General features: G+C 64.9%; 18 protein-coding genes. 3 read left to right on the top strand and 15 right to left on the bottom strand.

Going from position 1 to position 21,721, the window contains the following annotated elements:
• The first annotated feature begins 1 nt into the window (after position 1).
• Together FJ959_RS14315 and FJ959_RS14310 are read left to right on the top strand one after the other, a co-directional pair.
• Positions 2 to 1,099 (top strand): CaiB/BaiF CoA-transferase family protein, encoded by a 1,098-nt coding sequence (locus tag FJ959_RS14315; RefSeq protein ID WP_140630462.1) that lies wholly within the window; start codon positions 2 to 4, stop codon positions 1,097 to 1,099.
• A 163-nt stretch (positions 1,100 to 1,262) separates the two neighbouring features.
• Positions 1,263 to 2,489: an FAD-dependent oxidoreductase gene (locus FJ959_RS14310; protein ID WP_140630459.1), complete on the top strand. Its 1,227-nt coding sequence runs from the start codon at positions 1,263 to 1,265 to the stop codon at positions 2,487 to 2,489.
• Positions 2,490 to 2,514: 25 nt separating this feature from the next.
• Here FJ959_RS14310 and FJ959_RS14305 read toward each other — a convergent pair whose 3' ends face one another.
• From FJ959_RS14305 to FJ959_RS14235, 15 genes are all read right to left on the bottom strand, one after another.
• Positions 2,515 to 2,790, bottom strand: coding sequence for a hypothetical protein (locus FJ959_RS14305; protein ID WP_140517323.1), 276 nt, complete (start codon positions 2,788 to 2,790; stop codon positions 2,515 to 2,517).
• Between the two features lie 164 nt (positions 2,791 to 2,954).
• Positions 2,955 to 4,451, bottom strand: a complete 1,497-nt coding sequence (locus FJ959_RS14300) for an aldehyde dehydrogenase family protein (protein ID WP_140630456.1) — start codon at positions 4,449 to 4,451, stop codon at positions 2,955 to 2,957.
• A 113-nt stretch (positions 4,452 to 4,564) separates the two neighbouring features.
• The gene (locus FJ959_RS14295; protein ID WP_140630454.1) at positions 4,565 to 5,827 is read right to left on the bottom strand and encodes a D-tagatose-bisphosphate aldolase, class II, non-catalytic subunit; all 1,263 of its coding nucleotides are present in this window, start codon (positions 5,825 to 5,827) and stop codon (positions 4,565 to 4,567) included.
• Positions 5,824 to 6,819, bottom strand: coding sequence for a sugar kinase (locus tag FJ959_RS14290; protein WP_140499255.1), 996 nt, complete (start codon positions 6,817 to 6,819; stop codon positions 5,824 to 5,826). Before FJ959_RS14290 ends, FJ959_RS14295 begins: the two co-directional genes overlap by 4 nt.
• A 72-nt stretch (positions 6,820 to 6,891) precedes the next feature.
• On the bottom strand, positions 6,892 to 10,698 hold the full coding sequence (locus tag FJ959_RS14285; RefSeq protein ID WP_140630451.1) for a hydantoinase B/oxoprolinase family protein: 3,807 nt from the start codon (positions 10,696 to 10,698) through the stop codon (positions 6,892 to 6,894).
• Between the two features lie 263 nt (positions 10,699 to 10,961).
• Positions 10,962 to 11,963 (bottom strand): N(2)-acetyl-L-2,4-diaminobutanoate deacetylase DoeB, encoded by a 1,002-nt coding sequence (gene doeB, locus FJ959_RS14280; protein WP_140630448.1) that lies wholly within the window; start codon positions 11,961 to 11,963, stop codon positions 10,962 to 10,964.
• Positions 11,964 to 11,968: 5 nt separating this feature from the next.
• Positions 11,969 to 13,147 carry an ectoine hydrolase DoeA gene (gene doeA / locus FJ959_RS14275; RefSeq protein ID WP_140556274.1) on the bottom strand — a complete coding sequence of 393 codons (1,179 nt, stop codon included), beginning with the start codon at positions 13,145 to 13,147 and terminating at the stop codon, positions 11,969 to 11,971.
• A 138-nt stretch (positions 13,148 to 13,285) separates the two neighbouring features.
• Positions 13,286 to 14,278, bottom strand: a complete 993-nt coding sequence (gene eutC, locus FJ959_RS14270) for an ectoine utilization protein EutC (protein WP_140499263.1) — start codon at positions 14,276 to 14,278, stop codon at positions 13,286 to 13,288.
• Positions 14,278 to 15,264, bottom strand: a complete 987-nt coding sequence (eutB, locus tag FJ959_RS14265; protein WP_140630445.1) for a hydroxyectoine utilization dehydratase EutB — start codon at positions 15,262 to 15,264, stop codon at positions 14,278 to 14,280. The genes eutC and eutB overlap by 1 nt, the downstream gene beginning before the upstream one ends.
• 28 nt (positions 15,265 to 15,292) lie before the next feature.
• Positions 15,293 to 16,069, bottom strand: a complete 777-nt coding sequence (gene eutA / locus FJ959_RS14260; RefSeq protein WP_140630442.1) for an ectoine utilization protein EutA — start codon at positions 16,067 to 16,069, stop codon at positions 15,293 to 15,295.
• Between the two features lie 5 nt (positions 16,070 to 16,074).
• The gene (gene ehuD, locus FJ959_RS14255) at positions 16,075 to 16,734 is read right to left on the bottom strand and encodes an ectoine/hydroxyectoine ABC transporter permease subunit EhuD (RefSeq protein ID WP_140521357.1); all 660 of its coding nucleotides are present in this window, start codon (positions 16,732 to 16,734) and stop codon (positions 16,075 to 16,077) included.
• A 16-nt stretch (positions 16,735 to 16,750) separates the two neighbouring features.
• The gene (gene ehuC, locus FJ959_RS14250) at positions 16,751 to 17,410 is read right to left on the bottom strand and encodes an ectoine/hydroxyectoine ABC transporter permease subunit EhuC (protein WP_140517343.1); all 660 of its coding nucleotides are present in this window, start codon (positions 17,408 to 17,410) and stop codon (positions 16,751 to 16,753) included.
• Positions 17,411 to 17,617: 207 nt separating this feature from the next.
• Positions 17,618 to 18,469 carry an ectoine/hydroxyectoine ABC transporter substrate-binding protein EhuB gene (ehuB, locus tag FJ959_RS14245; protein WP_140499273.1) on the bottom strand — a complete coding sequence of 284 codons (852 nt, stop codon included), beginning with the start codon at positions 18,467 to 18,469 and terminating at the stop codon, positions 17,618 to 17,620.
• Positions 18,470 to 18,562: 93 nt separating this feature from the next.
• Positions 18,563 to 19,354 (bottom strand): ectoine/hydroxyectoine ABC transporter ATP-binding protein EhuA, encoded by a 792-nt coding sequence (gene ehuA / locus FJ959_RS14240; protein ID WP_140499274.1) that lies wholly within the window; start codon positions 19,352 to 19,354, stop codon positions 18,563 to 18,565.
• Positions 19,355 to 19,575: 221 nt separating this feature from the next.
• Positions 19,576 to 20,961 (bottom strand): PLP-dependent aminotransferase family protein, encoded by a 1,386-nt coding sequence (locus FJ959_RS14235; RefSeq protein ID WP_140499275.1) that lies wholly within the window; start codon positions 20,959 to 20,961, stop codon positions 19,576 to 19,578.
• 84 nt (positions 20,962 to 21,045) lie between these two features.
• On the opposite strand from FJ959_RS14235, the gene FJ959_RS14230 reads away from it, so the two are divergent.
• Positions 21,046 to 21,537 carry an Lrp/AsnC family transcriptional regulator gene (locus tag FJ959_RS14230; protein ID WP_140517347.1) on the top strand — a complete coding sequence of 164 codons (492 nt, stop codon included), beginning with the start codon at positions 21,046 to 21,048 and terminating at the stop codon, positions 21,535 to 21,537.
• Positions 21,538 to 21,721 lie beyond the last annotated feature (184 nt).

Genomic DNA, 21,721 nt, shown 5'->3' with positions numbered 1-21,721 from the left:
GATGCTCAGGGGAATCCGCATCGTCGAGATCGAGGCGTTGGGGCCGGCGCCCTTTGCCGGCATGCTGCTCGCCGATCTCGGCGCCGACGTGATCGTCGTCCACCGCAAGCATGCATCCGTGCCGGGCCTTCCCGAGCGCTCGCTGCTCGATCGCGGCAAGCGCTCTATCGCGCTCGACCTCAGGGATGCCGGGGACGTTGCCGTGCTGATGCGCCTGATCGCCACCGCCGACGGCCTGATCGAGGGCTTCCGGCCGGGCGTGATGGAGCGTCTCGGGCTTGGTCCAGATGTGTGTCTGGCCGCCAACCCTCGCCTGGCCTATGGCCGCATGACCGGCTGGGGGCAGGAAGGCCCGCTCGCCCGCACCGCCGGCCACGACATGAACTATACCGGCGTGTCGGGCGCACTCTGGTATGCTTCCCTGCCGGGCGAGCCGCCAATGGCGCCGCCGACGCTGGTCGGCGACATAGGCGGCGGCGCGCTCTATCTGGTGATCGGCATGCTGGCCGCCATCATGAACGCCCGCGCCTGTGGCGAAGGCACGGTCGTCGACGCGGCGATCGTCGACGGCTCGGCCCACATGATGAATCTTTTGATGTCCCTCGCACAATCCGGCGTGCTTGCCGCCGAGCGTGGCCGGAGTCTTCTGGACGGACCGCATTGGTGCCGCGTGTACCGCACGGCAGATGGCGGCTTCATCAGCGTCCAGTGCGTCGAGCCGAAATTCTATGCGCTGTTCCTCGACAGGCTTGGCCTGGGCGGCGATCCGCAGTTCGCCGCTCAGTTCGACCGCGGCCTCTGGCCCGAGCTCGGCAGCCGGCTGGAAGCGATCTTTGCCGAAAAATCCCGAGACGAGTGGATGAAATTGTTCGAGGGAACGGATGCCTGCGTCGGGCCTGTGCTCAGCCCGCATGAGGCGGCGCTGCATCCGCACATGGCCGCACGCGGCTCCTGGTTGGTCGAGAATGGCGCCCTCCAAGCTGCCTCCGCCCCCCGTTTTTCCAAACGGACGGCAAAGGCACCGGCGAAAAGTCCGGCACGCGACGAACATGGTGCGGAGATTCGTGCCGAACTTGCGGATCCAGCCGCAAGTCGTTGAATAGGCTACCCGCCTTTGCTGAGGAAATCGCCGACTGGCCTGCGCCCGGCTCGGACCGAAGACGATATCGTGGCGGCACTTGCGGCAGTCGTGGGCGGCATACTTGAAAAGCATCTCGTATACGAGTATACGAGATGCTTTCATTGGGAGGAGGCTGCGCTCCATGTCCTTCAACTCGACTCGCGTCCAGACACCAATGGATGCCGTGGTCATCGGCGGCGGCATCGCCGGCTGCACGCTCGCCTATGAACTGGCCCGCCACGGTCTCAAGACGACGATCCTCGAGCAGAGCATGATCGCCGCCGAGTCCTCAGGACGAAACACCGGCACCTTGCTCACCGGCCCGCAGAAAGAGGTCGTCGAACTGCTGGACGCCAGCGTCGCGATCTATGCCGAGCTTGCCGACGGACCCGTTCCCTTCGAATTCGCCGCCATCGCACATCTGCTGATTTCCGAAGACGAGGCGAGTTTCGAGGCGGCTGCCGCCGTGGCCGACCGCTACAGGGAAGTCGGCGTGGCAATGGAAAAGATCACGGGCAAGGAACTGGCGCGCGACCACCCGCGTGTCGGCTTCAACGTGGCAGGCGCCTATTCCGTCGGCCGTGCATGGACGCTGGAACCCATGGGCGCGACACATGCCTTCGCCCACGCCGCCCGTGAGGCCGGCGCGACGATCCGTACTGGCCTGCGCGTCGCCCAGATCTTCTCCAGGGGCGGCAAGGTCCAGGGTATCTTGACCGACCAGGGCATCGTTCCCGCCGATCTCGTCTTCATCGCCAACGGATTGTGGATGTCGGACCTTCTGCGCCGCACCGTCGGCGACGGACCGCTGCCCGGCCTGCCCTTCACCGCCGGCCGCGGCTGGTTGATCCAGTTAGGAAAACTCGACTTCGAGCTGCCCTGGATCGTCGAGGAATTGACCTGGCCGGATCAGGAAGAGCTCGGCCGGCGCATGAGGCTCGACAGCCTTGCCGATGTCGCCGCGCAGCGCGACGACCAGCCGGCGGTGGAAGCTATCTGCCTCAACCCCATGGGCGGCGGCGATGCCAGGCTTGGCGCCTCCGTCCAGCCGGCCTTCCGCGATCTCGTCCGCAACACCGACATGGCGAGCCGGATCGCCAGCCGCACGCTGCGCATGCTGCCGGGCCTCGGCGCGCCGCAGGTCAGGAACGTCTATCCCGGCAACCGCCCGATGCTGTCCGATGGCTTGCCGGTCGCTGGCAGGACGGCCATCGAGGGCCTGTTCGTGCATGGCGGCATGGGTTCCATCGGCATGCATGCCGCCCCCGCCACCGCGCGCTGGCTGGTTGACGCCGTGTTTTCCGGCAATGGCAGCCCAGCCCAGACATGGCTGCGGCCGGACCGCTTTCCCGGATGGGAAGCGTCATGAGCCTGCTTGCGGAGCGGTCGGCCCGCTATTTTCCGCAGTGGTGATCGTTGATCTTGTTCAGCGCATTCGCATCCGGCCCCACCCGGTGGTAGGAACAGGCGCCGGCGGCCGTCGTGACAAGCTGCCGGTCATAGTAGCGCGGGCCGCCGAACAGTATGTCGATAATATCGCCGTCAGCGGGAACATAGCGTTCGGGTTCGCCCTGGTGGTGGCGGTGCCTGGCCCCGGCGGACGCCGAAGAGACGATGCCGCAGCCCATCACAAGGGCGAGAGCGCAGATCGCGAAGCGTTTCGTCGTCATCGACAACACCTTCCTGGCCAACCGGATTTCATCTTATATCCAAAAATCGCCGGATAAAGAAAAGTTCCTGAGAACGGGCGCCGGTTGATTTGCAGCCGGCGTGCATGAGCGGCAGCCTGGGAACCGGCGGCGCAGGCCGGCTCGCCTGACAACCGACAAAAGCCTTAGTCGGTCTGGATCCATACCGACTTGGTCTCCAGATACTCGTGCAGATGTTCGATGCCGCCCTCGCGGCCATACCCGGACATTTTCATGCCGCCGAACGGCACGGCGGGGTCGATGGCGTGGTACATGTTGACCCAGACGGAACCCGCCTTGACCCGGCGGGCAAGCTTGTGCGCCGTGCCGAGATGAGTGGTGAAGATGCCGGCGGCCAGCCCATAGGGCGTCGCATTGGCGCGGGCGACGGCTTCGTCAAGCGTATCGAAGGGCATTGCCGAGATAACGGGCCCGAAGATCTCTTCGCGCGCTATGGTCATCGTGTCGGACACCGCGCCGAAGACGGTTGGGGCGATGAAATTGCCGCCGTCATAGAGGCCGCCGGTCAGCCGCGATCCGCCGGCGACCAGTTCCGCGCCCTCCTCGCTGCCCGCCTTGATGTAACCCTCCACCTTGCCGGCCTGCCGCGCATTGATGAGCGGCCCCATTTCGGTTTCGGCTTCGATGCCGTGGCCGATGCGCAGCCTGCCGGCGAAGTCAGCGAGCCGGCGCACGAACTCGTCATGGATTTCGCGTGCCACGAAAAGCCGCGAACCGGCGATGCAGACCTGGCCCGAATGCACGAAGACAGCCATCGCCGCGATCGGAACGGCCTTGTCGATATCGGCGTCGCGGCACACGATGAGCGGCGACTTGCCGCCGAGTTCTAATGAAACGCGCTTTAGATTGGCAACACCCGCCCGGGCGATCGCCTGGCCGGTGAGCGTCGAGCCGGTGAAGACGATCTTGTTGACGTCGGGATGTTCGGCAAGCCGCGCGCCGGCTTCGGCCCCGGTTCCGGTGACGATGTTGACAACGCCGTCGGGAACGCCCGCGTCCTGCATCAGCCGCGCGATCAAGAGCGGCGTCAGCGACGCATCTTCCGAGGGCTTCAGCACGATGGTGCAGCCGGTGGCGAGGGCCGGCGCGATCTTCCAGATCGACGCGGCGGTCGGCGCGTTCCAGGGAATGATGGCGCCGACCACGCCCACCGGCTCGCGCCGGGTGAAGGTGACGATCTCGCCCGGGATCGAATTGTCGATTGATTCGCCATGCAGCGCGGTCGCCATCCCGGCATAGAAGCGCAGCATGCCGATGACCCGGCGCCGGTTGGCGAGCGTGCGCGTGATCGGCAGCCCCATGTCGAGCGTGTCGGAGACGCAGAGCTCTTCCCAGTTCTTCTCGAAGAGATCGGCGATCCTGAGCAGCACGCACTGCCGTTCGTAAGGCGAAAATCCGGACCACGGACCTTCGAAAGCGGTGCGCGCAGCCGCCACCGCCGCGTCGACGTCGGCGGCGCCTCCGCGCGGCACCGTCGCCAGCACCTGCCCCGTCGCCGGGTTGAGCGCCTGCATCTCCTGTCCGGACTGCGCAGCGACCCATTTGCCGCCGATGAACATCGGCCGGAATTCGCCATGGTAGAGCGTCGCGGCCTTCGCCCTTGGGTCGAAGTTCAGCGTCATATCCTCCTCCTCGCCATTCCGTTGCGACTATTACTCCGGTGCAGGCACACCTCAAGCAAGGAAGCCGACAAGTCGTCGAAATGACCGAACTGCGTCCCCTGGCTATCGGCCGCTCAACCGCTGGAGGCGAAGCGGTAGCCCTCCAGCGCCTGCTGAACCGCGGCCACCAACACCGCCTCCGGATCGAGCGGCTGTCCGGCAAAGCGGTCGAGTGCGGGCAGATGCTGATGGAACAGCGTCACCGGCACGGCCTTGCCCGACAAGGCGGCCGTCAATCGCTGGACAGCTTCCATCGCCTCCTGATGGTTCCAGTAGTAACGTATGCGGTCCGACAGCGAATAGTGCCGCTGCACGCGCTGTTGCGCCGCAGAGCCGTGGTAGTGGCTGTGCCAGTCCTTGGCATCGGCCGTCATCAGCGCTTCCATGGTCTGATAAAGCGGGCGCGCGCCGTAGTCGGGCAACAGATCGGAGGCGATCAGGTCCAGCCCGTAGAGCGCTTCGCGCAGGACGAAGGTCAGCTGCGGCCCCACTTTGAGGATGGCAAAGCCGTCCTCGACCAGTTCGCGCAGGGCCGCTTGCGTCTGATAGTCGGTGGAATGGGCCTCGTAGACCAGGCCCGCTTCCTGTTCGAGCAATTCGCGCAGATGCAGCGCCTTGGCGCGATCGTAGAAGACCACGTTCTCGTTGCCGAACTCCACGCCCGGCTGCACCACCACGGCGATGACCCGCGAGAAGGCGTCTGCGAGGCCGTTCTCGTGGAAGATCTGCCGATGCACCGCCAGTGTGTGCTGGACCGCGGACAGGCTTGTGGGGCTGATTTCGCCGATGAGATGATCCGCTCCGCCCGGCGGCGGAACCTCGGTGCCGATCACGTAGAGTGGCCGGTCGGTCCCGCTGGCGGCGTCCTCGGCCTTGCGCGCCAGGCGGGCGGCGCGCCTGGCAATCGTAGCGTCATCCAGCGCCGCCGGCTCGCCCGCGCATCCCATGGAGGCATCGAGATGGATCTTGCGGAAACCGGCCCGGACATAGGCGGACACCATGTCCTCGGCCTTCGCCATGGCCGCGCCGGCATCTTCCTTTCGCCATGGATTGGGACCGAGATGATCCCCGCCGAAGATGACCCGCTCGGGCGCAAGGCCTTCGGAGCCTGCAATAGCGGTCACCGCCGCGACGAAGTCAGCGGGCTGCATGCCGGTATAGCCGCCGAACTGGTTGACCTGGTTGCAGGTCGCCTCGATCAGCAGCGGCCGCGAGAACAGCGCGGCGTCGCGCACTGCGGCCCGGATCACGACCGGATGGGACGAGCAGACGGAGGTGATGCCTTCCGCCGCGCCCCGCCGCCGGGAATTTGCAAGTTTCAGCAATGGATCGGTCACGGGCGTCGCCTCGGCGTGTTGGCAATGAACAGATCGAGTTCGGCGCGCGTACCGGCTCCTTCCATCGGGCCTTGCCGCGTGACGTTGCGCGCGCCTGCCGCATTCGCGTAATCGAGCGCGGTCACGGCAGGCATGCCGAGCCTGCGGCAGGCGATGTAGGCACCGCCAAAACAGTCGCCCGCGCCGGTCGGATCGATCTCCTCGACCAGGAAGCCGGGCGACTCGACGCGGCTGCCGTCGGCGCCGAACAGGGACGCGCCCAACGCGCCGCGCTTGACGACGACCTCGCCGGCGCCGCGGGCAAATAGCGAGGCGAGCGCGTCGGCTTCATTGTCGTTGCCCGAAGCGGTGTGGAGTTCCTCACCCGACGGCAGGATCAGATCCGCAATGTCGAGAAGCCGCGCGAAGCGCTCGCGCGTCTGGCCATGGCCGAGCAGTTCCTTGCGAAGATTGGGATCGAGCGAGATGCTTCCGCCACGCGCCTTGACCACATCGATGGCATGGTCGAGCACCTGCCAAATGGCGGGAATGCTGAGTGCGGTGCCCATGACGTGCAGGTGGCCTGAACGCGCCAGCAGCGCCCTGGCCTCAGGGGTCAAGCCGACCAGCGCCGCGGCCGATTTGCCGATATTGTAGACGAAGTCGCGCGAACCGTCCTCGCGGTAGCGCACGAAGGCGCTGCCCGTCGGATAGTCGGGGCTGACGGCGATGGCCGTGACATCCGCACCGTCCCGGCGCAGGCGCTCGACATTGATCCTGCCGAAATCATCGTCGCCGACGCAGGCGATGATGCCGGCCCGCCCGCCAAGCCTGGCGCATTGGTCGATGAAGATCGCCGGCGCCCCGCTCGGATAGGGTCCGGTCAGCTCGATGGGCTCGAGAAAGCCATTGCCACGGCTTGTGGCCATGATCTCCACCAGGATCTCGCCGACGGTGACGGTCGGCCCGAGTCCATCGGGCGCCAGTGTCTTCAATGGGGATTTGCTTGGCATGGCGAAGGCCCGGTGTGAAAGGCAAGGGAAATCCGGATTCCAAAAAACGGATAGAGCGGTTCCGCGATTCTATCAAACGTTGGACGGCCCTGGCTCCGGCCTTCCAAACGCCCCGGGCGTCGGCGTCGTCACGATGACGGCGTCGCCGGCCTGAAGCACCGTCTGGTCGCAGGCTTTCAGCACCTCGACCTTGCCGTCCTTGCGGCGCACCTTGGTCGAGCCGGCCTCGCCATCGCCACCGCCGTCAAGCCCTTGCGGCGGCCGGTTGCGATGCGAGGACAGGATGGCGCATTCCATCTTCTCCAGGAAACGGATGGTGCGCTTCGTGCCGTCGCCGGCATTCCACCTGCCCTTGCCGCCGGAGCCTTCGCGGATGTGGAAATCCTCCAGCATCACCGGAAACCGCAGCTCCAGTATTTCCGGATCGGTAAGGCGCGAATTGGTCATATGGGTGTGAACGCCCGACGTGCCGGCAAAGCCGCGGCCGGAATTCATCTCGCCGGCGGGCGAACCGGAACAGATCGTCTCGTAATACTGGTACTTGCTGTTGCCGAAGGTCAGATTGTTCATGGTGCCTTGCGCATTGGCCATGGCGCCCATGGCGCCGAACAGCGCGTTGGTGACGTGCTGCGAGGTCTCGACGTTGCCCGCGACGACGGCGGCGGGATAAGCGGGTTTCAGCATCGAGCCGTCCGGGATGATGATGTTGATGGGCCTTAGGCAACCGGCATTCATCGGGATCATGTCCTCCACCATGACGCGGAAGGCATAGAGCACCGCGGCCCGGGCGACAGGCTCTGGCGCGTTGAAATTGTTCTTCATCACCGGCGACGTGCCGGTGAAATCGACCGTCGCCTCGCGCTTTTGCCGGTTGACCGATATCTTCACCTTGATCACCTGGCCGGTGTCGGTGGGATATTCATAGGCCGATGTATCCGGCAGCCGCTCGATCACGCGCCGCACGCTTTCGGCCGCATTGTCCTGCACATGGCCCATATAGGCCTCGACGACATCGAGCCCGAAATGCGCCACCATCTTGCGCAGCTCCGCCACGCCCTTTTCGTTGGCAGCGAGTTGCGCCTTGAGATCGGCGATATTCTGGTGCGGATTGCGGGCCGGATAGCGGTGATCGGTGAGCAGCGTCTGCAGCTCATTCTCGCGGAACTTTCCGCGATCGACGATACGGAAATTGTCGAACAGCACGCCTTCCTCGTCGACCGTGGTGGCAAGTGGCGTCATCGAGCCCGGCGCGGTGCCGCCGATGTCTGCGTGGTGGCCGCGCGAGGCCACCCAGAAGAGGATCTTGGGCGATTGGCCAATCTCCCCTCTTGTGGGGGAAATCGGCCGCTCTTCCTCGAAAACCGGCGTGACCACCGTGATATCGGGCAGATGCGTGCCGCCATTATAGGGAGCATTGAGCGCAAAGACGTCGCCGGGATGAATGTCGCCGGAGTTCAGCCGGATGATGGTCTCGACCGAGCGGTCCATCGAGCCCAGATGCACCGGCATATGCGGCGCGTTGGCGACCAGCGCGCCGTTCCGGTCGAAAACGGCGCAGGAGAAATCCAGCCTTTCCTTGATGTTGACGGAATAGGCGGTGTTCTGCAGCGTCACGCCCATCTGCTCGGCGATCGACATGAACAAATTGTTGAACACTTCCAGCATCACCGGATCGGCCTCGGTGCCAAGTGCCGCCTGCCGGCCTTTCTTGCTGGTGCGCCGCATCAGCACGTGGTTCCTGGCCGTGATCTCGGCCTGCCAGCCCGGCTCGACGACGATCGTCTGGTTGGGCTCGATGATCAGTGCGGGGCCAGCGACCCGATCGGACGGCCGCAACGCCTCGCGCCGACAGACGTCGGCTTCGTGCCATTTTCCTTCCGTATAGATCCGCCGGACCTCCTCGGCTCTGGCTTTTGATGGCTGCCCCGCCTGCGCATAGGCTTCGGTATTCTGCTCGCCGCCCGCCTCCGTCCCCTCGACGCTCACAGCTTCGACGATCATCGGCTTGTCCTCATAGACGAAACCGAATTGCGCCTTGTGGGCAGCCTCGAAATCGGCCCTCGCCCGCAACATCGAGCCATGGTCGAAATGCACCGGAAGTGCGGTGTCGGTGCCGTCATAACGGATCTGCAACGCCGGTCTGGCGGTCACCGCGTCCTCGGCGATGCCTTGTGCGGCGAGTTCCGCGACAACGGCGGTTTGCAAGGCCGCGATCAGGCCTTCGATTGCCGGCCTCGATTCTTCCGCGAGCGGTGCAAGCAAGGCCTGCTGGCGTGAGGCAAAGACCGAAGACAGGCCGATGCCGTAGGCCGACAGCAAGCCGGAAAACGGATGGATCAGCACCGCCTCCATGCCGAGTGCGTCGGCGACCAGGCAGGCGTGCTGGCCGCCTGCGCCGCCAAAACAGTTCAGAAGATATTCGGTGACGTCGTAGCCGCGCTGCACCGAGATCTTCTTGATGGCGTTGGCCATGTTTTCCACCGCGATTGTGACGAACCCTTCGGCCACCGCTTCGGCCGAGCGGCCGTCGCCGATTTTAGCGGCGAGCGCGGTGAATTTCTGGCGCACGATCTCCGCGTCGAGCGGCTCGTTCTGGCCGGGGCCGAAGATGGCAGGGAAAAAATCCGGCTGCAGCTTGCCGAGCATGACGTTGGCGTCGGTGACGGCGAGCGGGCCGCCGCGCCTGTAGGCGGCGGGGCCTGGATTGGCGCCGGCGGAGTCCGGGCCGGTGCGAAAGCGGCCTGCTTCGTAGTGCAGGACCGAGCCGCCGCCGGCCGCGACGGTGTGGATGCGCATCATCGGCGCGCGCACGCGCACGCCTGCGACCTCGGTATCGAAGGCGCGCTCATATTCGCCGTCATAATGGGCGACATCGGTGGAGGTGCCGCCCATGTCGAAACCGATCACCTTTTCGAAGCCGGCGAGCCTGGCCGTCTCGACCATGCCGACGACCCCGCCGGCCGGGCCAGACAGCAGCGCATCCTTGCCCTGGAACAGGTCCGCGGCGGTGAGCCCGCCAGAAGACATCATGAACATCAGGCGGGGATTTTCCCTTCCCCTCGAGGGGAGAGTGGCGGCGAAGCCACCGGGCGGCGGATCGACTAGGTTCGACGTCTTGGTCGCACCTTCTGCGGCGATCCCCTCTGCCGGCTTCGCCGACATCTCCCCCTCGAGGGGGGAGAGAACGCCGAGTTCCTGGCCTACTTTTTGCACATATCTCGACAGGATCGGAGACAGATAGGCGTCGACCACGGTGGTGTCGCCGCGGCCGACCAGCTTGATCAGCGGCGACACCTCGTGGCTGACCGAAACCTGGCCGAAACCGAGCTTGCGGCAGACCTTAGCGACGGCCTTTTCGTGATCGGGATATTTCCAGGCGTGCATGAAGACAATGGCGACCGCATCGATGCCGTCCGCCTTTGCCTGTTCGATCGCCGGGCGACAGGCAGCGATGTCGAGCAGCCGTTCGACGCAGCCGTCGGCAAGCACGCGCTCGTTGACCTCGATGACGCGCTCGTAGAGCTGTTCGGGGAGGATGATCTCCTTGGCGAAGATGTCGGGCCGCGCCTGATAGGCGATCCTCAACGCATCGCGAAATCCCTTGGTGATGAGCAAAAGCACGCGGTCGCCCTTGCGCTCCAGCAGCGCGTTGGTGGCGACCGTGGTGCCCATCTTTACGTCGCCTATCAGCCCGGCGGGGATAGGCTCGCCGGGGCGCAGGCCGAGAAGGTCGCGAATGCCCTGGATGGCTGCGTCGGCATAGGCCTCGGGATTTTCGGACAGAAGCTTGCGCGGATGCAGGCCGCCCTCGGGATCACGGCCGATAACATCGGTGAACGTGCCGCCGCGGTCGATCCAGAAATCCCATTTTTGTTGCATTCCGACACCCTCTTTATCGCGAGTATGGCAGCAAAGTCATACTCTTTGATACCCGAGTTCGCGCCGGAACAAGTCGTCGCGCCGGCGCCTCTTCGATGACGGTGGCTTTGGATGTCTGAGGCGATGGCAAGGCACGTGCCGCCGCGACACACCGGCCGGAGCCGTGAGCGCGGCCGGGCTGGCTCGCCGGCCGCTATCTGGATCCAGGGTGGAAGAATGCGAGATAGGTCCAAGCCTGCCCGCCGTGCAGGCCGACCCTTCCGTTAGTCGACCAATGCGGCAACCACCGAGACGCAGTCCCCGGCCTTGACCAGGCCGGGGAAATGCCGCGCCGCCAACATGCCCGACATTTTTGCCCGGATCTCCTGGGGGGCGATGCCGGTTCGGCCGGTGGAATGGATGCGCGCCAGCACCGCGCCCTTCTCGACAGGCTCGCCGAGATCGACCATCGTCTCGACCATGCCGTCGTCCTCCGCGAAGGCAAAGCAATCGCCGGACGGCATGTCGAGCCATTGGGTTGGCGTCTTTTCGACCGCACCGGCAACGATGCCGGCATGCCTCAGCACGTTGAGCATGCCGCGCCGGGCGATCCGCACCGTCTCGGCTCTCGACGTGCCTCCACCGCCGAGCTCGGTCGTGACGAACACCTTGCCCATGTCCTCGGCGGCGGTATCGTACATGCCGACGGCATCGATTTCGATCATGCGCATCGAGAACGGCGCCGCGAAGGCTTCGACCGCCGCGAAGGCCCTTTGTTCCAGGGCCTTGTCCGGCAGCGCATGGGCGGCGCAGAACGGCACGAAGTCCAGCGTCTTGCCGCCGGAATGGAAGTCGAACACGATATCCGCGCGGGGAAGCAGCTCCCGCTGGAAATAATCGGCGATCTTTTCCGTCACCGTACCGTCTGGCCGGCCTGGAAAGCTGCGGTTCATGTTGCCCTTGTCGATCGGCGAGGTGCGCGTGCCGGCGCGGAAGGCCGGATAGTTCATCGCCGGCACGATGATGACCGTGCCGCTGACTTGGGCGGGATCGAGCGTGCGCGCCAGATCATAGAGCGCCAGCGGCCCTTCATATTCGTCGCCATGATTGCCGCCGGTCAGAAGGGCCGTCGGCCCCTTGCCGTTGCGCAGGACGCAGATCGGGATCATCACCGAGCCCCACGCCGAATCGTCGCGGCTGTAGGGCAGGCGCAGGAAACCGTGCTGTGCGCCGTCGCGATCGAAATTGACTGAGGGCGAGACCGGCGACGGACGAAGGTCGGACATCGGTTTCAATTCTTCACCACCAGCTTGCGCGGCACATTGGCCAGGCACTCGACGCCCGTCTCGGTGATCAGGATGGATTCGGTGATTTCCAGCCCCATCGTCTCCAGCCACAGGCCGGTCATGAAATGGAAGGTCATGCCGGGCTTCAGCTCGGTGCGGTCTCCGGGGCGCAGGCTCATCGTGCGTTCGCCCCAGTCCGGCGGATAGGAAAGGCCGATCGGGTAGCCGGTGCGGTTGTCCTTGACGATGCCATATTTCTTCAACACCGCGAAGAAGGCGTTGGCGATGTCTTCGCACGTGTTGCCGGGCTTGGCTGCCGCGAGCCCCGCGTCCATGCCTTCGAGCGTCGCCTTCTCCGCATCGAGGAATTCCTGTGTCGGCTTGCCGAGGAACACTGTTCGCGACAACGGGCAGTGGTACCTGTTGTAGCACCCGGCGATTTCGAAAAACGTGCCCTCGCCCGACTTCATCGGCTTGTCATCCCAGGTCAGGTGCGGCGCCGAGGCGTCGGCGCCCGACGGCAGCAGCGGCACGATCGCTGGATAGTCGCCGCCGATGCCGTCGACGCCACGCGTGCCGGCATCATAGATCTCGGCGACGAGATCGCATTTGCGCATGCCGACCTCTATCTTGTCGACGATGCGCTGGTGCATCGCCTCGACGATGCGGGCGGCCTTGCGCATAAAGTCGATCTCGGTCGGGCTCTTCACCGCGCGCTGCCAGTTGACCAGCGCGGTGGCGTCGACGAAACGGGCATTGGGCAGGTGCTTCTGCAAAGAGGCGAAGGCGGCGGCCGAGAACCAGTAATTGTCCATCTCGACGCCGACGGTCAGCTTGCCCCAGCCGCGATCGGCAAGCACGCTCGACAGGAAATCCATCGGATGGCGCTCGGTCGACTGCACATAGTGATCGGCATAGCCGACGATGTTGTCATGCGCGAGATAGGCGGTGCGCTTGGCGCCGTTGGCGTCCTGGCCGCGGCCATACCAGACCGGCTCGCCCGACGGCGGCACGATGACGGCCTGATGCACGTAGAAGGACCAGCCGTCATAGCCGGTGAGCCAGGCCATGTTGGAGGGGTCGCTGACAATAAGCAGATCGACGCCTTTCACCGCCATGGCTTTCCGCGTCTTGGCGAGGCGATCCGCATACTCGCTTCGCGAGAATTTCAAGTTCGGTTGCATTTTGTTGGTCCTCGTTTGTTGGGCCCTGGAACCCGCTTCAACTTCCGTTGAACCTGGCTCCAGGTAATTTTTTGTTTGAGCATGATCTCCTCGGAAAACCGGTTTCCACTTTTCCGGATCATGCTCTTGCGGCCAGCATCAACTTTCAAAAATGGTTCCGGCTTTCGCAACCCGGGCCCGGTCACGGGCTAGCGTGGCGATCGCGGTGTCCTGCACGCCGGTGCCGGTCAGGTCGGCGATGGTGATGTCGTCCGCCGCGCGCCGGCCATGCCGTTCGCCGGCGATGATCTGGCCGAGTTCGGCCACCTCCGTGTCCGCCGCCATCACGCCGGCGGAGATGGCATGGTGCAATTCACCGAGCCGGCGCGTCTGCCTTGCGCTGTCGGCGACATAGAGATCGGCCATGCGCAGGATTGCCGGTGCGATCTCGTTCTTGTGCTCGGCGTCCGAGCCCATGGCGGTGATGTGCTGGCCGGCCGAGACGAAGCCGGCCTTGATCAATGGTTCTGTCGAGGGCGTGGTGGTGACGATGATGTCGGCGCCGGCGGCCGCCTTGGCCGCATCCGGTTCTGCGCGCACCACGATGCCCAGTTTTTCGCTCAAGGCGCCGGCCGCGGCTTGCGCCTTGGCCGCGTCGCGCGCCCAGATGCGAGCTTCTTCGATCGGCCGCACCAGGCGCAGCGCCTCGAGCTGCAATCCGGCCTGCACGCCGGCGCCGAAGATCGCGGCAATGGATGAATCCGGCCGCGACAGATGTTTTGCGGCGACCGCCCCGGCGGCTGCGGTGCGGACGTCGGTGAGATAGCCATTGTCGAGCAGCAACGCCTCGACCAGACCGGTTTTTGCCGACAGCAGCACCATCATGCCGTTGACGCTGGGCAGGCCGAGCTTGGGATTGTCGAAGAAGCCGGGGCTGATCTTGATGGCGAAGCCGTCGATGCCAGGCACATAGGCGGTCTTCACGTCGACCTCGCCGCGATGCTCGGGGATGTCGAGCCGCAGGATGGGCGGCATCGCCACCGGCAGGGTAGCGAGCGCCCGGAAGGCGTTTTCGACGCAGGCGACGGCGTCGAGATCGAGAGCTACGATCTCGCGTAGTTGTTTCTCGGTAAGGATGGTCATCCGGCTCATCAGGCGCGCTCCGCAACTACTTCGCCGCAAACGATCTTTCTGTGCAGGCTCATATCGATATTGCGACCGGAAAGCAGAACGACCACCGGTCCGTTTGGCTTCACCTTGCCGGCAAGCAGCGCAGCGATACCGACCGCGCCGGCGCCCTCGACGATCTCGCGCTCCTGTTCATAGGCATGGCGGATGCCGGCGGCGATCTCGTCTTCGGAAAGCAGCACGACGTCGTCGAGCAGGTCTCGGCACATGGAAAAGGTCAGCCGGTTGTCGAGGCCAATGCCGCCGCCGAGCGAATCCGCCAGCGTCGGCAGTTCCTCCAGCTGCACCGGGCGCCCCGCCTCGAGGCTGGCTTTCATCGCCGCGCCGCGCGCCATCGAGATGCCGACGACCTTTGTGCTCGGCCTGACGCCCTTGACCGCTGCGGCAATCCCGGAGGCCAACCCGCCGCCGGAGAGCTGCACCAGCACCAGAGCGGCGTCAGGAACCTGCTCCATGATCTCCAGCCCGAGCGTGCCCTGCCCGGCGATGATGTCGGGATGGTCGAAGGGTGGCAGCATCACCAGACCCTCTTGCGCCACCAGCCGCTCGACCTCCTGCTGCGCGTCGTCCTGGCTGTCGCCGACAATCCGGATTTCCGCGCCGAGGCAGCGGATGGCATCGAGCTTGTTCCGAGGCACCAGCCGGGACATGCAGATAACCGCGCGCATGCCTTCGAGCCTGGCGGCATGGGCGAGTGCGCGGCCGTGATTGCCGGTCGAAGCCGCGACAACACCGCGTGCCCGCTGCTCGGCATTGAGCGAAGCAATGGCGTTCGAGGCGCCACGCAGCTTAAAGCTGCCCGTGGTCTGGCGGTGCTCCAGCTTGAGGTGAACGGGAAGGCCGAGCCGCTCCGACAGGCTCTCGGACGGCACGACCGGTGTCGACTCGACCTTGCTGGTGATGCGTTTGCGCGCGGCGCGGATGTCTGAAAGGGCGACGGCGTGCGTCATGGGTCGCTCGTGCATGCAGGACATGACCTTACTGTCCAAGCGGCAAGGTCGTCAGCCGCCCGAACTCCGGACGCGGCACATCATCGCCACACAGTCGCAGGCAATTCCACGCGCTCGCCTGGTTGCTGGTGACGACCGGGCGGCCGATAGCCTGTTCCATCGCGGCAACCGCCAGCGCCGAGCGCAGCGCCGTGCAGGACACGAACAACGCCTCGGCCTGCGGGTCAGTCGCCTCGCACGCCAGATCGACGAGGGCTGCCGGCGCAATGCGCGCCATCTCGCGGTCATCCTCGAAGCCGAGACAGGTGAAGCTGGTGATCTCGAAGCCGCGTTCGGCGAAATAGGCCGCCATCGGCCGGCTCGTCTCGACGGTGTAGGGGGTGAGAATACTGATCCTCTTCGCGCCCAGAGCCCTCAGTCCGCGCACGCCCGCCATCGGCGGCGTGACCACGGGCACGCCAGGCTTGGCCGCCTGGATCGCCGCCTCGATCTCGGCATCGCCGATCACCACGGAGGCCGACGTGCAGGAGTAGCAGATGGCATCGAGCGGTTCGTCCGGCAGGATCAGCGCCGCGCCAGCCGTCAGTTCGGGCTGCATCTTGCGCAGATTCTGAGGTGTGGTCGGATTCTTATAGGGGATGCGGGCGACATAGATGCCGATCCTCTCACTCGCCACCATGCGACGGAAGTCCGGCTCGCTGGTGTGGTCGGTGGCCAGGATGATCAGGCCGACGCGCTTTTCCAACGGGCGCACCTCGAGTGCGGGCCTTGTCGGCATCAGCCTGATTTCGGGAAGCGGCTTCATGGGAACTACCTTTCGATCTTGCCGTAGCGATGTTCCAGCCAGCGCAGCAGCATAACCGAGAAAAGGCTGATGATCAGGAAGAAGGCGCCGACCAGCGTCATCGGCTCGACATAGCGGTAATAGGTGTTGGCGACGCTCTTGGCCTGGTTCATCAGCTCCAGCACGGTGATCGCCGACAGCAGCGGCGTCTCCTTGAACATGGCGATGAAATAATTGGCCAGCGCCGGGATCATCGGCGGGATTGCCTGCGGTATGACGATGTGGGTCCAGGTCTGGCGAGCGCTGAGATTGCAGGCTTTGGCCGCCTCCCACTGGCCGCGCGGCACGTTCTCGATGCCGGCGCGATAGACCTCCGCCGTATAGGTGCCGTAGTGCAGCCCAAGCCCGATGACGCCGGCCACCAGCGGCGGCAGCAGGATGCCGAAATCGGGCAGCACGTAGAAGATGAAGTAGAGCTGCACCAGCAGCGGCGTGCCGCGGATGAATTCGGCCGCCCAGCCGACCGTGCGCGACATCATCTTGTTCGGCGAGCGGCGGGCCAGTGCGATGCCCAGCCCGACGATTGCCGCCAGCACCGAGCCGAGCACCGTCGCCAGGATGGTGATCTTCACCCCCTCGATCAGCGTCGGCAGGATCTGCCGGACGAAATCCCAGTCCCAATCCATTACAGGGCCCAATCCATCAGACGCGCACTCCGTCGAGGCCGCGCGCCATGCGCCGCTCCAGCGACCGCACGCCCCAGGAGATGACGAGCGCGAGCGCGAAATAGATCACCAGGATGGTGGTGAACGGCATCAGCGTGCTGCCGGTCTGCGAGCGCACCACCTGCGCCTGGAAGGTGAGATCGGCGAGCGAAATCAGGGAGACGACGGATGTCGCCTTGAGCAGTTCGATGGCGTTGTTGCCGAAGGTCGGCAGCATCACCAGAAGCGCCTGCGGCAGGATGACATGGCGCATGCCTTGCCAGCGGCCGAGATTGAGAGCCGTGCAGGCCTCGTATTGCTCGGCGCCGACCGACTGGATGGCGCCGCGTACCACTTCCGCCGCATAGGCGCCGACATTGAGGCCCAGCGCCAGCACGCCGGCTTGCAGCGGAGTGAGCTCGACGCCCGCCAGGGGCAACACGAAATAGGCCCAGAACAGCTGTACGAAAATCGATGTGCCGCGGAAGAACTCGATATAGGCGGTGGCGAGCGCCCGCAACGCGAAGAAGCGCGACAGCCGCCCCATGCCGGCCAGGAAGGCCATGATGAGGGCCAGCACCGACCCCATCAGCGTCAGCTCGATGGTGACAAGCGCTCCCTGCAATATCAGGCCGAGATAGCCGGACCACTGGGTCATGTATCAGAGGCTTCCAACGTTTGGTTTTAACAACTTCCCCCTCTCACGGGGAGAAGATGCAGGTTCACCCTCTTAGCTGCAGCGCAGCTGCCTCGAAGGACGGGCAGGCGGATGAGAGGCGGCTCCAAGCTCGCAGAAACGCGCGCTGCCCCTCATCCGGCCCTTCGGGCCACCTTCTCTCCGTGGACGGGGAGAAGGGAAAAGGGCTTATTTCGCCGCGCAGAGCTTGTCGCGCGTCGTCGACATCGCCGCCGCCGCCGAGAAGCCGTACGGCTCGATGATCTTGGCGAACTCGCCCGACTTCTTCATCTTGGCGAGCTCGACGTCGAAGGCGTCGCGCAGCGCCTCGTCACCCTTCTTGAACGCGGCGCCGTCGCAATAGACGGGCGCGCCCTGCACGGGTGCTATGACTTCGAGGCTCGGGTCATTGGCCTTCTTCATCAGATCGTTGATCGACAGGACGGGGAGCGAATAGGCATCGATGCGGCCGTCCTGCACCATCTTCAGCCCGCTCTGGCCGTCGGGCACGACGATGACGCGGTCACGCGGCACGCCGGCGTTGAGCGCGAGCTTCTCCTCGGTGCCGCCGCCGGGCGCGCCGATGGTGGCGGAGGTGTCCTTGGCGACATCCTCGTAGCTCTTGAAGCCCTTCGGATTGCCTTTCTTCACCAGCATCGCCTCGGCGTCGCACAGCACCGGCTCGGAATAGGCAACCGCCGCACAACGCTCCGGCTTCATGAACAGGCCGGCGGTGACGACATCGAAACGGCCGGCCTGCAGGCCGGGGATCATGGCACCATATTCCGAGATCGACGCGGCGACGTCGGCGACGCCCAGCCGCTTGAAGATTTCCCGTGCTACGTCGGGCGCGGCGCCCGAAACCTTGCCGTCGGCGGCGACCGCCGTGTAGGGCGGCTCGTTGGCGATGGCGAGGCGGGCGAAGCCTTGCGCCTTCAGCTGCTCGAGCTTGCTGTCGTCGGCCGATCCGATGTTCGAGGCCGCGAGCACCGCGGTCAGCGCAAGACCGGCGACGCCGGCCAGAATGCCAAGTTTTTTCATTGTTCCCAACTCCATGTTTGTGTTCTTGGTTGCAGTCATTTCAGGACGGCAATACCGCCCTTGCGGACGGTGTCGCCGCCTCTGGCATGGCGGTCAGACGCGATGTCCGGCCGCGATGATCTTCTTCAGGAAACCTTGCGTGCGCTCCTGTTTGGGATGGCGGAAAATCTCATCGGGTTTGCCCTCCTCGACGATGCGGCCGCGGTCGAAGAACAGCACCCGGTCGGCGAAGTCGTGGGCAAAGCCCATTTCATGGGTGACGAGCAGCATCGTCATGTCGGTTTCGGCCGCGAGCTTGCGCATCACGTTGAGCACCTCCTCGACCAGTTCGGGATCGAGCGCCGAGGTGACCTCGTCGAACAGCATGATCCGGGGCGACAGCGCCAGCGCGCGGGCAATCGCGACGCGCTGCTTCTGGCCGCCCGAAAGCTGTGCCGGCATGGCCTTGGCCTTGTCGGCCATGCCGACCATGTCGAGCAATTCCATCGCCCGCTTCTCGGCGGCAGCGCGCGGCGTGCCCTTGGTCAGCATCGGCGCCAGGGTGACGTTGTCGATGACGCATTTGTGCGGGAACAGATTGAACAGCTGGAAGACCATGCCGATCTTCTGGCGCATCCTGGCCAGATGCCGCTCGTCGGCGGCCAGCAGCTGGCCGTTTCGCTCCATGTGATAGAGATGCTCGCCGTCGATCTGGATGTGGCCGCCATCGATGCGCTCCAGCGTCATCAGGATGCGCAGGATCGTCGTCTTGCCCGAGCCGGACGGGCCGATCAGCGCCAGCTTCTCGCCGGGCATGACCTGCATGGACAGGCCGTCCAGCACCTTGAAGGTGCCGAAGCTTTTCGAAATGCCATCGACCTTGATGATAGGCGCGGATGCGGACAAACGAATTTCCCGTGCTGGAGAAGCCTATGCCCTTAACGATGCGGAACCCGCCAAATCATGTCAATCGGGAAAATAATATCATGACAATTATTCTGATCCCGCACAATTCTTGGGCATTCAGTGCCTAGCAATGTGCCGAGATCGAAATCAAGTCGAACCGAAAATGACAGCACCGGGGACGCCTTTGGCGGTCGGCATCGTCTGGATAGCGGCACATCTCGCTAGATTGCGAGCAGCAGATGCTCGGGGTCGCCAAGCAGCAGCTTGGTGACAACGCCGAGGCCGGCGCGCAGTTCCCCCTCGGTGGTCGAACCCAGCGAGATGCGCACCGCCGGTTGCCAGGGCGCTTGCGAGATGCGGAAAGAAGCGCCGGGCGCGATCGCCACGCCTTGCAGGCGCGCCTGGGCGACGAAGCTCTCCTCGGCACGGTCGGCCGGCAACTGCAACCAGACATGCAGTCCGTCGCGCCGGGTGCGATAGTCGACGCCGGCCAGCACCTCGGCGACGATGTCCTGGCGTCGCCGCAATGCTGTGCGTTGCCAGCGCACCAGTTCCATCGCGGTGCCGTCGGTCACCCATTTGGTGGCGATTTCCGCCACCAGCGGCGTCGCCATCCAGTTGGAAACCAGATGCCGGTTGGCGACCGCGGCGACATAGCGGTCGGGTGCGGCGAGATAGCCGATGCGCAGGCCCGGCACCACGATCTTGGTGAAGGACGTGACGTAGAGCGTGCGTTCAGGCGCGAAGGCGGCGACCGGCGGCGGCCGGTCCTCGACCAGCGGCCCCAGCACATCGTTCTCGATGATGGCTATGTCGTGCCTGCGCGCAACCGCCGCAATCTGCTCGCGCCGCGCCGCATCCATCAGCGTGGCCGTCGGGTTGATCACCGAAGGCTGCACGAACACGGCGCGGATGTCGGAGATCCGGCAGGCCTCGTCCAGCGCTTCCGGGATAAGGCCATTGCCGTCTATCGGCAGGCCTTCGAGGTTGAAGCCGAGATAGCGGGCGAGCGGCACCAGCGTATGGTGGCCGATCGCCTCGGTGGCGACGGTCGAGCCGGGCGGCGCCACGCTCATCAGCGCCACCGTCATGCCGGCGGTAGCGCCATTGGTCAGGCTGATATTCTGCGGCGAGGCATCGAGACCGCACAGCTTCAGCCACTCGACCGCCACGGCGCGGTGACGGGGAAACACCATGTTGGGCCGGAACGACAGCGCCGAACTCGACGGCAGGTTGTCGGCCAGCCAACCCAGCGCCTGCTTTAGCCGCTCCAGATGCATCGGCTCGCAGACCGGCTTCAGGATCGAGAGATCGATCACTTCGCCCAGCCGCTCCGGCAGATAGGGCGGCTCAGGCTCGCGCCGCTGCGTCTGGACGAAGCTGCCGCGGCCGATCTCGCCCGAGATCAGGCCGCGGCGAATCAGTTCCTCATAGGCGCGACTGACCGTCTGCACCGATAGTTTCAACTCGTCGGCCAGCCGGCGATGCGTCGGCAGCCGCGCGCCGTTGGCGAGCCGCCCATCATGAATGGCGCGTGCGAACTGGTCGGCCAGCGACTGGTAGGCGGGCCGCCGGATGAGCGCGGGATCAGGTTGCCATAATGTCATGACTTATTAGAGATCGAAATCAGTGCAATTGACAATCGAAATAATGCGCCGTCATGGTACGGCGGGACCAAAAAGTGGATACAGATGGCCGCCGCGAAACTCGACCCGATCGACCTCAGAATCCTCGACGCGATCCAGCGTGACGGGCGCATCACCAAGCTGGCGCTGGCCGACAAGGTCGGCCTGTCACCGACGCCGTGCTGGATGCGGCTGCGCAAGCTGGAAAAGGCCGGCATCGTCTCCGGCTATCATGCCTCGATTGCCATGCGCGTCGTCGCACCCGTCGCCACCGTGCTGATGGAGGTGACGCTGGCCAGCCATCGCCAGGCCGATTTCGACCGCTTCGAGCGTGTCATCCGCGACATACCTGAGATTGTAGCCTGCTGGTCGGTGGGCGGCGGCGTCGACTACGTTCTGAAGGTGATGGCGCGCGATATCGATACCTATCAGCGGCTGGTCGATGCCTTGCTCGAACGCGAAATCGGCATCGATCGTTACTTCACCTACATCGTCATCAAGACGGTGAAGGACGAGACCGTGCTACCGCTTGCCGATCTGTTGCCGGTGCAGTCCTGAGATCGAAACCAGCGTTCATCTGGCACCGTACGCTCGGAGAATGCGCGAAAGCACCCGCCCCACCCCTGCGGCTAGACAGATCGTCCTGCTCCCCAGCCGAATAGAGAGAATCTCTCTATATAGCTGCACCTAAACAGCCTCATCCTTCGCGCCGACGCCCCTAGTCTTTGCGGCATCACCCCAA

Origin of the sequence: Mesorhizobium sp. B2-2-4 (assembly GCF_006442375.1) — a bacterium.
Taxonomy (GTDB): Bacteria; Pseudomonadota; Alphaproteobacteria; order Rhizobiales; family Rhizobiaceae; genus Mesorhizobium.
This window is presented reverse-complemented; position numbering and strand designations above follow the sequence as displayed.